The following is a 14,719-nucleotide window of genomic DNA, read 5'->3' as shown; positions in this document are numbered from 1 at the left end:
CGTTTAGGGAGAACAGAGAGCGAGGGAGCATCGATGAAGGCTATTTCAATTGGATTACTTGGACTTGGAACGGTTGGTAGTGGTGTTATCAAGATTATTGAAAACCATCAAGATAAACTCATGCATCAAGTTGGTTGTCCAATCCAAGTAAAAAAGGTTCTCGTAAAGGATGTTAATAAAGAAAGAGATGTAGAGATTAATCCAGCTATATTAACGGATCAGGTGAATGAAATCATCAATGACCCGGAAATTGATGTCATTATTGAAGTGATGGGTGGCGTTGAAAACACAAAGGATTATATGTTACAAGCCATTCAGAACAAAAAGCATATTGTGACCGCGAATAAAGATTTAATGGCCGTACATGGTGGAGAACTGTTAACAGCAGCATCTGAAAACGGCTGTGATTTATTCTACGAGGCGAGTGTTGCCGGAGGAATTCCGATTATTCGAAGCCTTGTGGATGGCCTTTCTTCTGATCGAATTAATAAGTTAATGGGGATAGTTAATGGAACAACTAATTATATCCTTACAAAAATGACGGAGGAAGGACTGGCTTATGAGGATGTATTAAAAGAGGCACAAGCGCTTGGGTTTGCTGAAGCGAATCCTGCATCTGATGTCGATGGCCTTGATGCAGCAAGAAAGATGGTAATCCTTGCCACACTTGGTTTTTCGATGAAGGTAGATCTTGATGATGTGAAAACTACGGGTATCACTATGGTCACGGAAGAGGATCTTCATTATGCAAACCGACTTGGTTATACAATGAAATTATTGGGAATTGCTGATCGTGATGGTGATAAAGTGGAAGTGAGTGTCCAACCAACCTTGTTACCTAAAACACATCCGTTATCTTCTGTTCAAAATGAATATAATGCTGTATATGTATATGGTGAGGCAGTGGGCGAAACGATGTTCTACGGCCCTGGTGCAGGAAGCTTGCCAACCGCTACGTCAATTGTCTCTGATTTAGTTGCGGTTGTGAAAAATATGAGACTAGGAATCAATGGTAGCTATGCAGTTGCACCACAATTCGCTAAGAACTTAAAAGATTCAGAGGAGATTTATTCAAAATATTTCCTTCGAATCCATGCGAAAGATGAGGTTGGTGTGTTTGCCGAAATTACGTCTGTCTTTACGCAACACGGAGTGAGCTTTGAAAAAATTCTCCAACTACCTGTTAAGGAAAAAGGACTTGCAGAAATAGTTGTTGTGACCCATAAGGCGTCACTTAAAAGCTTCGAAGAAATATTTATGCAGCTAAGGGACCTTGATGCAATTAAGGATATTAAGAGTTCCTATAGAGTGGAAGGAAGTGCGAACGCATGAGATGGAGAGGACTAATAGAAGAATATAAAGAATACTTACCAGTTACAGATAAAACACCAATGCTAACGTTGAACGAAGGGAATACACCTCTTGTTCGACTGGACCATTTATCTGAAGAATATGGGATTGATTTATACGTTAAGACGGAAGGAACTAATCCTACGGGATCCTTTAAGGATAGAGGAATGGTTATGGCGGTTGCTAAAGCAAAAGAGGAAGGCAGTGATACTGTCATCTGTGCCTCAACTGGGAACACTTCTGCGGCGGCAGCAGCATATGCGGCACGGGCGGGTATGCGTTGTATTGTGGTCATCCCTGAAGGGAAAATTGCAATGGGGAAACTAGCTCAAGCCGTTATGTATGGAGCTGAGATTATTTCGATTGAAGGAAACTTTGATGAAGCCCTTAAAATGGTTCGAAATATTAGTGAAACAGAACCAGTAGCATTAGTCAATTCTGTTAATCCACATCGACTTGAAGGACAAAAAACAGCAGCATTTGAAGTCTGTGATCAGCTTGGAGGAGCACCAGATATTTTAGCTATTCCGGTTGGAAATGCTGGGAACATTAGTGCTTATTGGAAAGGCTTTAAGGAATATGGAAAGGGACTTCCGAAAATGTATGGATTTGAAGCAGCTGGGGCTGCAGCAATTGTTCATGACCGAGTCTTCGAAAATCCAGAAACCATTGCCACAGCTATTCGAATTGGAAATCCAGCAAGCTGGAAGCTAGCTGTGAATGCAAGAGATGAATCTGGAGGACTAATTGACGAAGTAACCGATGAAGAAATTCTCGAAGCTTATCAATTGATTACAAGAAAAGAAGGCGTTTTTGCGGAGCCTGGTTCTTGTGCATCTCTTGCAGGAATCTTTAAGCTTTTAAAGAAAGGAGAAATTCCTAAGGGCTCTAGGATTGTTGCTGTTCTAACAGGAAATGGTTTAAAAGACCCTGCAACTGCGATTGAGTGTAGCGAAATCAAACCGGTTGTGTTACCAAATGATGAACAGAAAGTCAGTGAACATATTCGTGGAGTTGTCCACCAATGAGTAAGGATGGGATGGTAACTGTAAGAGTACCTGCTAGTACAGCAAATCTTGGTCCTGGTTTTGATTCCATCGGTATGGCTCTTAGTTTATATTTAACAGTGGAAGCTGAAAAATCTGAAACTTGGGAAGTCATTCCAATGACACAAGAATTAGCGGTCTTTCCGAAGGATGAACAGCATTTCATTGTCAAGATGGCAATGAGGACGGCAAAACAATATGGAAAAGAAATGCCGCCTTGTCGGTTAACGGTAAGCAGTGAAATACCACTGACCCGTGGTCTCGGATCAAGTGCTGCAGCTATTATTGCTGGAATTGAATTAGCTGACTATTTTTGTAATCTTCAACTATCTAAGCAGGAAAAGCTCGAGATTTCTGCAGAAATTGAAGGACATCCCGATAATGTAGGAGCCTCTATTTACGGGGGATTTGTGGTTGGAAGTCAATTAGGCGATGAAATTGATTTGACGGTATTATCCTCTGTCGAAATGGATGTAGTGGCGATTATTCCTGAAGAAGAACTTCTTACGGAATCTGCTCGGGAAGTCCTGCCCGGTTATCTGCCATTTGCTCAGGCTGTTGAAGCTAGCGCAGTTTCAAACCAATTAATTGCAGCGTTCTTGACACGTAATTGGGCTTTGGCAGGCAAAATGATGAATCGAGATCGGTTTCATGAGCCCTATCGTCGTAAGTTAATTCCTTGGTGGGAAGAAGTTGAGGCTTTGGCTGCCGAGGCAGGAGCTTTTGGTACGGCGTTAAGTGGAGCCGGACCAACCATTCTTTGTTTGCTAGAACCAGAAAAAGGGAAAGCTTTGGCTGCTTCACTAGAAGCTTCTTTACCTTCAATGAGAGTGGTGGAATTGGAGATTGATTTGGTTGGGAGCCAAGTTACGGTTGAAATGGCTAACAAGAAAAAGAGTACGATATGAAAATTGCCCCTCCATTTTTGTCTAAAATGGAGGGGCAATTTCTATTTAAAAGCATAAATCATTCACTGGTGTATCCGTACTTTTCCATTTCTGCAAAGATGGTTTTTAGCCGTGGGTTTCCTTCACCCACGATCTTTCCTTCTAGTAGGACCACTGGATAAAAGAGGTCTTCTTCGATGACTTCTTCAGCAAATGCCTTTTTTTCCTCATCTTCCGGTGGATTAAAAATATCGACGTAGGTAATTGTAAATGGCTGGTCTTTGTATTTTCGACTAATCGCAGCTTCAAGCCATTCATATGTCTCCTTTGAAGACGGTAGATTTACGCAGCTAGGACAGATTTGTGTGGCACCATAGACAATGATTTCAATTTCTTTTTGTGGCATCGGCATCCCCTCCACTTTTATTTTACAATATTTTAAACTTTACACCTAAAAATAACTGTTGAATATTGGATTTCGGTTTAAACAATAGATTTTTTAAGGGGATGTGATTATAATAGTGATATGAAAGGAGTCGATTTTACATGTCTGAACAGCAAATGTTTGAACAAGTCCAGGAAGTACTAGATAAATTGCGTCCATTCCTACTTCGTGACGGCGGTGACTGTGAACTTGTTGACGTTGACGAAGGAATCGTAAAATTGCGTTTACTTGGTGCTTGCGGTAGCTGCCCAAGCTCAACTATTACGTTGAAAGCTGGAATTGAACGTGCTCTTTTAGAAGAGGTTCCTGGCGTTGTTGAAGTTGAACAAGTATTCTAATTAATTTACACACTAGAAGCGGCTTTGCTCAAAAGCAAAGCCGTGTTTTTAATAGAGAAACTCTTTTAAGCTAGGCATATTTTTTTATGCATTTTGAGGGAAGAGTTTACAGATACACTTTTATAAAGTTTTAAACATTACATTTATGAAAATTGCAGTAAATAAGGGTGCCTTAAAGGCACCCTTATTTCTTTCCACCCTAGTATTCGTCTAGTGGACTTCGCAGTTCTCTGCAACGAATTGCGTCAACATCGAATCGCTAACGCTCTTCGTGTTTCCTTTATCCCGTTCAACTGCCAGTAATTGCATAACAGCCAGTAAGAACCCGATTGACTTTTCTAAGGGCAAAAGCCCAAAGAAAAGTCTTATCTCAGTCGGAGAGCTCCAGTCCGTACGTCGCTGAGCAGTCGCCTCCGCTTTTCTATTGTCCAGCTACAGCGACTCGAGGGGCTGAACAAGCCGCTTCCGCTTTTCTATCCATTATGATATTTATAGACCCATAGGATTCCGGATTTTAGTAATCTTGCAACTCTGCCAGTGATTGGTCTTTCGTTTATAAGACCGAAACCGTGTTTTTTTCCTAAAGAGCCGAGAATTCCTTTTAGTTTGATTGGTGGGAAAGACTCAGGTGGTTCTTCGCCCTTCCAACGTTTGGTTAGGACTTCGGCGATTTGTTCTGCCTGCCCTTCAGCCAGTTGAGCACTAGGCGCATGAGGGAGACTTGCACAGTCACCAAGTATAAAGACATTCTCGTTGTTTGGTAGATGATGCCTAGGAGTAATGACGGCACGCCCCATAGTGTCTTTTTCAGTTGGTAGTTCACGAACGATTCGATTTGCTTGGATTCCAGCTGTCCAAACAACAGCATCAACTGGAATCGCTTCATCGTGGTTATACAACATACTTTGTTCGACTCTAGTAATGTTAGCATTATTGATTATGTCAACTGAATTTGTGTCAAACCAATTTTGAACATAGATACTTAGTCTTTCAGGAAAGGAAGATAGAATGAAATTCCCACGGTCGAAAAGCTTGATTTTCAAATCACTTCTACTTTCGTTGAGCTCACTTGCTAATTCAACCCCACTAAGGCCAGCGCCTACGATTCCTACCGTTGATCCAGCTGGTAGGTTATTTAGTCGTTGATACGTATCACGAGCTTTCTCGATGGATTGAATACTGTAGGTGAATTCTTCAGCGCCTGGAACATTGTGATATTTGTCTTCGCATCCAAGTCCGATAATTAATTCGTCATATTGAATACTTTTCCCCGTTTGAAGGTTCACATGTTGTTCGTTAAGTTCAATGCCTGTTACTTCTGCGTAAATAATATTTAGTCTAGGATGTTCTGGGAAGCTGACACGAACATGCTGATCAGAAATGGTTCCCGCGGCTAGAGCATAGTACTCTGTTTTTAAACAGTGGTATGGTACACGGTCAATTAACGTAATGGTTACATCTTCGGGTAAATCGTTTGGCAAAAGGCGTTGGAGAACTCTCATTCCACCATAACCGCCTCCGAGAATCACGAGATTTTTCATATAAATATCCCCTTTTTCGTCCTCTTGATACTATCCCTTTGTTTGCACATTTGTTTTTTGCTGAAACGTTTTCATTTTTTAATAGAAAAATATCTTAGAATAGTAAGTACAATAAGCTCCAACAGAATTATAACGAAATTGTGTCAAAATAACAACAATTTTAATTTGGAAGCTCAAGTTATTAATATTGACGTCCTATAGGAAAACAGGTAGGATTAACCATTAATAAAGAGGTGAACAGTTAGATATGAGGCCACTAGTCGAATTCTGTATTAGTAACCTAGCGAATGGTGCTCAGAAAACCTTAGAGGAATTAAAGCGAGATCCTAATTTAGATATTATTGAATATGGGTGTCTAAGTTATTGTGGAAAATGCGCAAGAGGATTATATGCTCTAGTCAATGGGGAACCAGTTACTGCAGATACACCTGACGAACTCGTTGAGAAAGTCTATCAATTTTTGGAAAATAATCCAATGTTTTAAATGAAGGTTGTTTTTGAATTTTCTAATATAACGAGCAAGTAGTATTTGGAAGTACGCTTAAATTTTTTAAAAAAAGGGACTCAAAACTTAATTGGATAGAAATGGACAGACCTAATTGAATTCAGATTGGTTGAGGAGAAAGCTTAGACTGTATATAATAAAGATAAGTACGAAACTTCATAGCTGGAGGTTTTAGAATGGAACAAGTTATTACACTTACTGAAGAAGCTGCTTTGCAGATAAAGGATATGATGAAAGAAAATGAAGAAGAAAGTGCATTCCTTCGTGTAGCTGTAAAAGGTGGGGGATGTAGTGGGCTTTCATACGGAATGGGTTTTGCTCACGAAGTTGAAGAAGGCGATCAGCAATTGGAACAGCATGGCATTAAAGTGTTAATTGATACTGATAGCATCCCGATTTTAAAAGGTACGGTCATTAGCTATAAGCAGTCATTGATGGGTGGAGGTTTCACAATTGATAATCCAAATGCGATTGCTTCATGTGGTTGTGGCTCTTCATTCCGCACGGCCGCTGTAACAGGTACACCTGAGGAGTGCTAAAAAAAGCAAGGTGTTTTCCACCTTGCTTTTTTTTATTTTTTAAAGTAGTAGGTTTAGTTACGCTCCATTGCTTGTCGGGGCTGACCGAGCCACTTCCGCTTTTCTTATTTAAACATAGAGGAACTGTGTAAAGGTTGTACTTTCGCTTTGGGATCCATATAGGATTTAGCATTATTGACAGCGGTCGGTGCTTCACCAAATCCAGATGCGATGAGTTTTACTTTCCCTTCATAGGTGCAAATATCTCCTGCAGCATAAACACCAGGGATATTGGTTTCCATTTTTGAATTAACGACTATGGAATTCTTTTCTATATTAAGACCCCAGTCTTTAATTGGGCCAAGAGATGACACAAAGCCAAAATTACAAATGATAGCGTCTACATCTAAAGTTAGTTGAGCATCCCCATTTGCTTCTTTTAAAACAAGTTGCTTTATTGTAGATCCGTCGCCAACAAGTTCGAGGGGAACATATGGAGTTTGTATATCTACTTTTGATTTTTCCAAGTTTTCTACGCTATGTTCGTGAGCACGAAACTTATCCCGGCGGTGGACAATACTGACCTTTTCAGCTATTGGTTCAAGCATTAACGCCCAGTCCACAGCAGAATCGCCTCCACCTAATACGGCTACTTTTTGACCTGAGAATTGATTGAGGTCATCAATAAAGTAGTGAAGGTTCTTTCCTTCGTATTTAGCAGCATTTTCTAATTCCAAACGGCGTGGTTGGAAAGCTCCATTTCCTGCTGTGATAACGACCGCTTTTGTATAATGTGTCTCTTTATCGGTTACTAATTTAATATTTCCGTTATCTAATTTTTCTAGTTGTTGTACTGCTTGCTCAAGGACAATTGTGGGTTCAAATTTTGCCATTTGTTCTTTAAGGTTATCGACTAATTCTTGGGCTCGAACCTTTGGAAATCCAGCGACATCGTATATGTATTTTTCAGGGTATAAAGCAGACAATTGCCCTCCAAGTTGTGGGAGGCTTTCAATTATTTTAACAGTAGCTTGCCGCATCCCACCATAAAAAGCTGTAAATAACCCGACAGGTCCGCCACCAATAACGGTAATATCATATAACTTTTGATCTTCTTTCACACAAATCCCCCTCGCTACGTACAATTTTATTCCATGTTTATCATACCATAAAATATCTAATAAAAACCTCCTTCAGAGGTTAGCTACTCGTGATGGAAAAGGTCTCTAGTTAAGTATTTTACAGAGTAATCAAAATTATTTATTTTACTTAATATGACTTGAAAAACAAAAGGAAAAAGAATATGATTTAAGATGTGCGAACAGAATGTTAATTTTTTGTGACATTTTCATTTTATTTTTTTCTCGTGATAAGTGAAGAAAATCACAATCTTGTTAAGTGTGTAAAGTCATAATTTGTTATTAGTAATTATTGAGTAAAAAGAAAAAAATAAAATAAATTATAAAAAAAGGTGGAAGTGATTAACTTGAGAAAGCCAAAAATCGTCGTTCTTGGAGCAGGTTATGGTGGCTTAATGACTGCGACAAGATTACAAAAACAAGTTGGAGTAAACGAGGCTGATATCGTTCTTGTGAACAAAAATGATTATCATTATGAAACAACTTGGCTACATGAAGCATCTGCAGGTACTTTACACCATGATCGTGTCCGTTACGATGTACGTGAAGTAATTGATACACAAAAAGTTGAATTTGTTCAAGCGACAGTTGAAGAAATAAAACATGAAGAGAATCGTGTTATTCTTGATAGTGGCGAAATTAGCTATGATTATCTTGTGATTTCTCTCGGCGCTGAATCAGAAACCTTTGGTATCAAAGGCTTGAAAGAGTATGCATTCTCGATTGTAAATGTGAATGCTGCACGTCAAATTCGTGAACATATTGAATATCAATTTGCAACTTACAACACAGAAGCAGAGAAGAAAGATGAGCGTCTAACAATTGTTGTTGGTGGAGCAGGATTTACAGGAATTGAATTCCTAGGTGAATTATCAAACCGTATTCCAGAGCTTTGCAAAGAATATGATGTTGATTTCCATAAAGTGAAAGTAATCTGTGTGGAAGCTGCTCCAATGGTTCTTCCAGGGTTTGACCCAGAGCTTGTCAATTATGCTACATCTTACCTTGAAAAGAAAGGTGTCGAGTTCCGAATCGGCACAGCGATTAAAGAAGCAACTCCAGAGGGTATTATTGTTGCTAAGGGCGAAGACGAAGTAGAAGAAATCAAGGCTGGTACAGTGGTTTGGGCAGCAGGTGTACGTGGTAACTCTGTGATTGAAAAGTCTGGTATCGAAGCAATGCGCGGCCGTGTAAAAGTAAATCTTGATTTGAGAGTACCTGGTAAAGAAAATCTCTTTATTGTTGGAGATTGCTCTTTAATTATTAACGAAGAGATTAATCGTCCATATCCACCAACTGCACAGATTGCGATGCAACAAGGTGAGGTTTGTGCACGCAACATTGTTGCACTTATCCGTGGTAAGAATGAACTTGAAACATTTGAATTTGATAATAAAGGAACAGTATGTTCATTAGGAGAAGATGAAGCAATTGGAACGGCATTCGGTAAGAAATTTGTTGGTGCAAAAGCTTCTTTCTTAAAGAAAATGATTGATAACCGCGCACTTTATATGATCGGTGGTCCATCCTTGGTATTCAAGAAAGGGAAATTCAACATTTTCTAAGAACAACTTATAAAGTGCTATTACCGCATGAACCTAAAAAAAAGCAGTTCTTTCTGGTAACGGGTTCCGTAAATTAACATAAAAATGTAATCAAATAGACCTCCAAATTACATGGTAATTTGGAGGTCTATTTTTGTTGTTGATATAAAGGGGTTTTGATCATTTTTTTGAGAGAATATGTAGTGCAATTTGTTTATAAAAGGTGGTGGACAATAGCAAGTGCATAGCAAAATACACTACTTATTTACCTGCATTTTGATTTATAGACTGTTGATTCCACTGCATATGAAAAATAAACGGAAGAATTCCGATTAAATTGGGAAATACCCATATTTCCCTCTTCATAAGCTTCCCCTAAATACAATAGAAGGAAATTCTCCGCTTCTCATAGGAGGAAGAGGAAATGGTTTGTTCGCAATCTGAAGAGAGCAATTAAACGCAAAATAGCAAGGGATAAATCCCCCTTGCTATTTCTAATGTTATTTAATCTCTCTACTTTACAAATTCCCCTACAGTTTATAGAATCTCAACAACAATCTAGGGTTGTCGAAAGAGCGAGAAAAGTTTCATTTAAACGCTTGGTTCACCAGATCGCCTCATCTTCTGATAAAATAGAGTAAAAAGGGACGGGGATAATTTGTCTAAGCGAGGAAAAGTTTGGCTTGCTGTGGCAGGCCTTGTAGTTGACGCTAATGGGGATTGGTTGGTTGTTAAAAAAAGATACAGTGGCTTAAAAAATCAGTGGTCATTACCAGCAGGATTTGTGAACGAAGGGGAAACTGCAGATGAAGCTGTCCTCAGAGAGGTAGCAGAGGAGACCGGAATTCAATGTTCATTGAAAGGGATGATTGGGCTAAGAACAGGGGTAATTCGGAATGAGATAAGTGACAATATGATTTTATTTTTATTAGAACCGCAAAAAGATCAAGTCATTCAAATCCAGCATTCAGAATTATTCGAGGCTTGCTACATGGCACCTGCAGAATTAATGGACAAGTCTAATGTTTCTGTTATGCTTCAATATTTAATGAAACAGACGAATGGGTTTTCCAAACCGCCAATCAATAATGTGAATCCAGGAGATCATTTTGAATACACAGCTTACAAGCTTTTCTTTTAATGGGAGGTATTCTTATTTTGACAGTTAAGTTTATTGACTCAAAAAAGGGTTATCAGTAAACTGTTAATGATAGGGATTAGGGGGAATCATTCGTGACGATTGTAATGTTCATCATATCCATTTTACTATTCTTTGTATTATTTTTTGGTATAGGGTTTCTGCTAAATATGTTACTAAGAATGTCATGGGTAATGGCTATTATTTATCCAATTGTTGTTATTTTTATTGTTGATGACGTTCGATTTATTGAATATTTTACTAACAGTGGACAGTCGTTCCAGAAACTTGGGACAAACTTTGCGAATCTTGCGCCAGCAGATTTAATGATTCTGATTTCGGGATTAGCAGGAGCAATTGTTGCTGGAATTGTGATTAAACTGTTACGGAAAAAAGGTTATCAAATGTTTTAAAGAAATGGTCCTTCAAAGAAATTTTGGGGGACTTTTTTGATTGCTAGTTAACATTAGCGCAACTAAAAGACCCCTTTTGTTCTCAACAGAACTACTTGAGACTCATCATTCCTTGGACTTTCAACGGTTATATCTGTGATAAAGCGCGTGTAAGCAACTCTTTGACTCTGAAATGAATAATTCCTTTCTTGGTAGGAAATGAATATTCATGGAAGGAGTGAAAGATTTACATGAATAAAATGAACAAATGGGCAAGACGTTCATTGATGACATTGCTATTTGTATTTGCTTTATTAACAACGCTCTATTCCATCACTGGTTTAGGATTATCGAATGTAACTGACTATTTTAATCAAATGAAACAAACGCAAGAAAAGGAAGAGAAGCATCTTTTTACAAATAATATCGTCGGTTTTGCAAACGAATTTATTTATTTGCTTTTAGGAGAAGAAAGAACTGTTTCAGCTAGTGGAAATGTTTCAAGTAAAAACCCACCTGCTTTAGAAGACCTAGATTGGTCACAGTATCCTAAGAAGACTCTTGAAGCAACAGGGTATACGGCCGGTGTAGAATCAACAGGTAAGTTTCCAAATCACCCTGAATATGGGATAACCTACTCAGGAGTTAAGGTGAAACGGGACCTTTTTTCCACGATTGCAGCAGATTTAGATGTCTTTCCGATTGGGACGGTTCTATTTATTCCTGGCTATGGTTATGGTGTTGTTGCAGATAAAGGTGGTGCCATCAAAGGGAATAAATTAGATTTGTATTATGATACGGTTGAAGATGTTTATGAAGAGTGGGGAAAGAAAACGGTCGAAGTGTCCATTATTAAAATGGGCAATGGAAAGCTTACGGAAGAAGAGTTGCAGGCGATGAATGAAGATGAAACGATGCAAGTTTTTCGTCAACAATATGTAGATGAGAAAAAATCTTAATGACTAGTAAGAATGCAAAAAAGCAAGCTATTGCTTGCTTAGATTGCCGAGAAAGAGTAAATTTCTCGGCACTTTTTTATTTTATTTGATTAACACAACCCATTTTTTCTAAAAGGGGAAAAGTTTCTTTTTCATTTAACCACTATACAAATGAGGATATTTAGTGCTCGCTGACTAGCGAGCTTTCTTTTTTGTTTTATAGAATAGAATGTAAGAATAGAGTAAGGAGCACTCCCGTTAATCCACCAAAAAAAACTTCGATTGGCTTATGACCAAGTAATTCTTTTAATTCTTTTCGTTTTTCATTTCCAGGCTTTTTAGGCCAATCTTTCGCATCTTCGATAATGCGATAGAAGTCAGAGACTAATTGATTTAATACAACAGCTTGCTCACCAGCTTGTCTTCGTACACCAGTTGCATCAAACATGGTTATAATCGCAAAAAGCGCAGATACCGCAAAAATTGGAGAATCCATTCCAGTTTCAAGCGCAACACCTGTTGAAAGGGCTGTAACAGCAGCTGAATGGGAACTTGGCATACCGCCCGTACTAGTTAGCAGCGACCAGTCAACCCTTTTGGTAGCAATATATTGGATAGGTACCTTTACAAACTGAGCAAAAAAGATAGCAGCGATCGATGCCCATAATGGAAAGTTTTGCAGCAATTCCATGATAGAATTCCCCCTAGAATGTCAATGATAATGAATTATTTTTTTCAAGTAGAAAAAGTAGCTTGGTATGGTTAATAAAAAGAATAACATATCAACAGGAGGTAAAAAAATGCTACCAAATTACCCACTTGAATATTATGATTTTTTTGTTAAATTCAATGAAGCTGATTATTATACATGTCACGATTTACTTGAAGAAATGTGGATGGAGGATAAAAGCAATCTCTTTTTGAAAGGATTATTGCAAATGAGTGTTGCTCTTTATCATTATAGTTATGGAAATGTCAAGGGAACACGGTTAATGATGACAGTTGCCCTTGAGTATTTAAACGATTATCGTCCTAAGCATTGGGGTCTAGATTTGGAAAACATTATTGGCTATATTGAACGATGCCTTTCTATTATACCAAAAGATCTTGATAAAGTTCCTTTTTCTGCGATTAATGAATTGCCTGTGCTGCCACAGCTATTCTTATACTTAGAAGAAAATTAGGGAGTCGAAATAAAAGCTGAATTTGGGTATAATAGAGGTATCTTTTTGGAGGTGGAGCTTTTGTTTAATGTAAAAAAAGAATTAGATTTTGCGAGTCAGCATGAGTGTCTGGTTATAGGTGTCTTTCAGAAAACAACAAATTTAAAAGGCACACTTGCAGAGTTGGACTCACGGTTAGATGGATACATAATGGAATTGTTAAAAAGTGGAGATATTTCTGCTAAGAAAAAAGGGATCTCCAAAGTACATACATTTAATAAAATCGGTGCGAAACGATTATACTTCGTGGGTCTAGGAACTGAGAAGGAATTTTCGTTTGAGTTGCTTCGTGAAGCGCTTGGCCGCTTGTTTAAGTCGGCCAGCTCAGAAAGATGGACAGAGGCTACGTTTGTTCTGGATACGTTTACGAATGAAAATGTAGATTCTTTAGATGCTGCTCATGCATTAGGTGAGGCATTTGCAATGGGAACTTATCAGTTTGAGGGGTATAAGCAAAAGCCTAACTTACCAGAAAAGAATATTGAAAGCCTAACATTGTATGTGACAGGACCCGAAACTGATGAAGTCGAAGCGGCTCTATCGGTAGGTTATGTATATGGAATGGGAGTAAATTCGGCTCGTACACTTGTTAATACACCTGGAAATATGCTGACCGCGAAAGATATGGCTACCTATGCTCAGGAGCTTGGGGGAAAGTACGGATTTGAAGTCGAGATCCTTGAAAAAGAGCAAATTGAAAATTTAGGAATGGGTGCTTTATTGGCGGTTAACCAGGGATCAGAAGAACCTCCAAGAATGATTGTTTTGAAATATCAAGGAAAAGAAACTTGGGAAAACGTCATTGGTCTTGTTGGAAAAGGAATTACCTTTGATACAGGGGGCTATTCCTTAAAGACAAAGATGGGCATTGTTGGAATGAAGACGGATATGGGTGGAGCAGCTGCTGTTCTTGGGGCAATGCAAATCATTGGCGAACTTAAACCAGAACAAAATGTTGTTGCGGTGATTCCTTCAACCGACAACATGATTAGCGGGAATGCTTTCAAACCAGATGACGTGATTACTTCAATGAGTGGGAAAACAATTGAGGTTTTAAATACGGATGCAGAAGGCCGTCTAGTGTTAGCTGACGCGATCACCTATGCAAAATTTCACGGAGCGAATTATTTAGTGGATGTTGCTACCTTAACAGGAGGCGTAATCACCGCACTAGGGTTAAACACAACTGGTGCTTTTACGAACAATGAATCCTGGTTTGAACAGGTACTAGAAGCATCTTATGAAGCAGGCGAACCAATGTGGAGGCTTCCAATTTTTGAAAAAGATTGGGAACGTGTCCGAAGCAGTAAGATTGCCGACTTGAATAATTCACCAGGAAGTGAAGGGCATGCGATTATGGGAGCGGCTTTTGTTGGCGAATTTGCTGAAAGCACTCCATGGGTACACTTGGATATTGCAGGTACATCCGTGACAAAACAAAATCATGATTTAGGACCATCAGGAGCTACGGGTGTAATGGCTCGAACCCTTGCTCTTCTTATTGAAAGGTTTGAACCAATTTCATAATACGAGAAGAATCCTACCGTTATCGGTGGGGTTCTTTTTTGTACTTTCGTGTTTAAATCTGGCTCTTTTCTGTGAAAATAAATTAAGGGTTTAAACCCTATCTTTTTTGATAACAATGTTAATAATTGAATTTAGTCAATAGGAAACTAGGGCTACCGTATTTTACGGTCTCCTGTATAACTTCCTTA

At 38.7% G+C, this 14,719-nt stretch carries 15 protein-coding genes and 1 pseudogene; 12 read left to right on the top strand and 4 right to left on the bottom strand.

Features of this window, described 5'->3' with window-relative positions; genetic code table 11:
- The first annotated feature begins 33 nt into the window (after positions 1-33).
- From M3182_RS04715 to thrB, 3 genes are read left to right on the top strand one after another with little or no spacing between them, the layout of a single operon-like run.
- A complete protein-coding gene (locus M3182_RS04715) occupies positions 34-1,332 on the top strand; it encodes a homoserine dehydrogenase (RefSeq protein WP_251432269.1) in 1,299 nt (432 codons plus the stop codon).
- Positions 1,329-2,378, top strand: coding sequence for a threonine synthase (gene thrC, locus M3182_RS04710; protein ID WP_251432266.1), 1,050 nt, complete (start codon positions 1,329-1,331; stop codon positions 2,376-2,378). Before M3182_RS04715 ends, thrC begins: the two co-directional genes overlap by 4 nt.
- Positions 2,375-3,304 carry a homoserine kinase gene (gene thrB / locus M3182_RS04705; protein WP_285867109.1) on the top strand — a complete coding sequence of 310 codons (930 nt, stop codon included), beginning with the start codon at positions 2,375-2,377 and terminating at the stop codon, positions 3,302-3,304. Before thrC ends, thrB begins: the two co-directional genes overlap by 4 nt.
- Before the next feature lie 58 nt (positions 3,305-3,362).
- On the opposite strand, the gene M3182_RS04700 is transcribed toward thrB, so the two are convergent.
- Positions 3,363-3,689, bottom strand: coding sequence for a YuzD family protein (locus M3182_RS04700; RefSeq protein WP_251432241.1), 327 nt, complete (start codon positions 3,687-3,689; stop codon positions 3,363-3,365).
- Between the two features lie 120 nt (positions 3,690-3,809).
- Here M3182_RS04700 and M3182_RS04695 point away from each other — a divergent pair.
- Positions 3,810-4,066 (top strand): annotated as a pseudogene (locus M3182_RS04695) (NifU family protein).
- Between the two features lie 473 nt (positions 4,067-4,539).
- On the opposite strand, the gene M3182_RS04690 reads toward M3182_RS04695, so the two are convergent.
- Positions 4,540-5,607, bottom strand: a complete 1,068-nt coding sequence (locus tag M3182_RS04690; protein ID WP_251557130.1) for an NAD(P)/FAD-dependent oxidoreductase — start codon at positions 5,605-5,607, stop codon at positions 4,540-4,542.
- Between the two features lie 247 nt (positions 5,608-5,854).
- Here M3182_RS04690 and M3182_RS04685 point away from each other — a divergent pair, with 247 nt between their 5' ends.
- Together M3182_RS04685 and M3182_RS04680 are read left to right on the top strand one after the other, a co-directional pair.
- Positions 5,855-6,091 carry a YuzB family protein gene (locus M3182_RS04685; protein WP_251557128.1) on the top strand — a complete coding sequence of 79 codons (237 nt, stop codon included), beginning with the start codon at positions 5,855-5,857 and terminating at the stop codon, positions 6,089-6,091.
- Positions 6,092-6,288: 197 nt separating this feature from the next.
- On the top strand, positions 6,289-6,651 hold the full coding sequence (locus tag M3182_RS04680; protein ID WP_251432231.1) for a HesB/IscA family protein: 363 nt from the start codon (positions 6,289-6,291) through the stop codon (positions 6,649-6,651).
- 104 nt (positions 6,652-6,755) lie between these two features.
- Here M3182_RS04680 and M3182_RS04675 read toward each other — a convergent pair whose 3' ends face one another.
- Positions 6,756-7,751: an NAD(P)/FAD-dependent oxidoreductase gene (locus tag M3182_RS04675; protein ID WP_251557126.1), complete on the bottom strand. Its 996-nt coding sequence runs from the start codon at positions 7,749-7,751 to the stop codon at positions 6,756-6,758.
- A 365-nt stretch (positions 7,752-8,116) separates the two neighbouring features.
- On the opposite strand from M3182_RS04675, the gene M3182_RS04670 reads away from it, so the two are divergent.
- The 4 genes from M3182_RS04670 (at position 8,117) to spsC (ending at position 11,802) form a co-directional block, all read left to right on the top strand.
- Positions 8,117-9,334 carry an NAD(P)/FAD-dependent oxidoreductase gene (locus tag M3182_RS04670; protein WP_251557124.1) on the top strand — a complete coding sequence of 406 codons (1,218 nt, stop codon included), beginning with the start codon at positions 8,117-8,119 and terminating at the stop codon, positions 9,332-9,334.
- A 637-nt stretch (positions 9,335-9,971) separates the two neighbouring features.
- Positions 9,972-10,454, top strand: a complete 483-nt coding sequence (locus tag M3182_RS04665; protein ID WP_251557121.1) for an NUDIX domain-containing protein — start codon at positions 9,972-9,974, stop codon at positions 10,452-10,454.
- A 104-nt stretch (positions 10,455-10,558) separates the two neighbouring features.
- Positions 10,559-10,864, top strand: coding sequence for a YuiB family protein (locus M3182_RS04660; protein WP_251432489.1), 306 nt, complete (start codon positions 10,559-10,561; stop codon positions 10,862-10,864).
- A 230-nt stretch (positions 10,865-11,094) separates the two neighbouring features.
- Positions 11,095-11,802 carry a stationary phase survival protein SpsC gene (gene spsC / locus M3182_RS04655; protein WP_251557119.1) on the top strand — a complete coding sequence of 236 codons (708 nt, stop codon included), beginning with the start codon at positions 11,095-11,097 and terminating at the stop codon, positions 11,800-11,802.
- Between the two features lie 196 nt (positions 11,803-11,998).
- Here spsC and M3182_RS04650 read toward each other — a convergent pair whose 3' ends face one another.
- Complete coding sequence (locus M3182_RS04650; RefSeq protein WP_251432217.1) at positions 11,999-12,472, bottom strand: divergent PAP2 family protein; 474 nt, start codon at positions 12,470-12,472, stop codon at positions 11,999-12,001.
- 109 nt (positions 12,473-12,581) lie between these two features.
- Between M3182_RS04650 and M3182_RS04645 the strand changes: the two genes are divergently transcribed.
- Positions 12,582-12,965, top strand: coding sequence for a DUF309 domain-containing protein (locus M3182_RS04645; protein ID WP_251557117.1), 384 nt, complete (start codon positions 12,582-12,584; stop codon positions 12,963-12,965).
- A gap of 60 nt (positions 12,966-13,025) precedes the next feature.
- Complete coding sequence (locus tag M3182_RS04640; RefSeq protein WP_251432211.1) at positions 13,026-14,531, top strand: leucyl aminopeptidase; 1,506 nt, start codon at positions 13,026-13,028, stop codon at positions 14,529-14,531.
- The last annotated feature ends 188 nt before the right edge of the window (positions 14,532-14,719 follow it).

Origin of the sequence: Mesobacillus maritimus, assembly GCF_023715205.1 — a bacterium.
GTDB lineage: Bacteria > Bacillota > Bacilli > Bacillales > Cytobacillaceae > Mesobacillus_B > Mesobacillus_B maritimus_C.
Note: the sequence above shows the minus strand (reverse complement) of the source record. Positions and strands in the feature narration are given on the sequence as shown.

Excerpts from the sequence above, each read along its gene's own strand:
- thrC (WP_251432266.1), top strand. The coding sequence starts at position 1,329 with ATGAGATGGAGAGGACTAATAGAAGAATATAAAGAATACTTACCAGTT.
- M3182_RS04650 (WP_251432217.1), bottom strand. The coding sequence starts at position 12,472 with ATGGAATTGCTGCAAAACTTTCCATTATGGGCATCGATCGCTGCTATC.
- spsC (WP_251557119.1), top strand. The coding sequence starts at position 11,095 with ATGAATAAAATGAACAAATGGGCAAGACGTTCATTGATGACATTGCTA.
- M3182_RS04715 (WP_251432269.1), top strand. The coding sequence starts at position 34 with ATGAAGGCTATTTCAATTGGATTACTTGGACTTGGAACGGTTGGTAGT.
- M3182_RS04700 (WP_251432241.1), bottom strand. The coding sequence starts at position 3,689 with ATGCCACAAAAAGAAATTGAAATCATTGTCTATGGTGCCACACAAATC.
- M3182_RS04685 (WP_251557128.1), top strand. The coding sequence starts at position 5,855 with ATGAGGCCACTAGTCGAATTCTGTATTAGTAACCTAGCGAATGGTGCT.
- M3182_RS04680 (WP_251432231.1), top strand. The coding sequence starts at position 6,289 with ATGGAACAAGTTATTACACTTACTGAAGAAGCTGCTTTGCAGATAAAG.
- M3182_RS04690 (WP_251557130.1), bottom strand. The coding sequence starts at position 5,607 with ATGAAAAATCTCGTGATTCTCGGAGGCGGTTATGGTGGAATGAGAGTT.
- M3182_RS04660 (WP_251432489.1), top strand. The coding sequence starts at position 10,559 with ATGTTCATCATATCCATTTTACTATTCTTTGTATTATTTTTTGGTATA.
- thrB (WP_285867109.1), top strand. The coding sequence starts at position 2,375 with ATGAGTAAGGATGGGATGGTAACTGTAAGAGTACCTGCTAGTACAGCA.
- M3182_RS04645 (WP_251557117.1), top strand. The coding sequence starts at position 12,582 with ATGCTACCAAATTACCCACTTGAATATTATGATTTTTTTGTTAAATTC.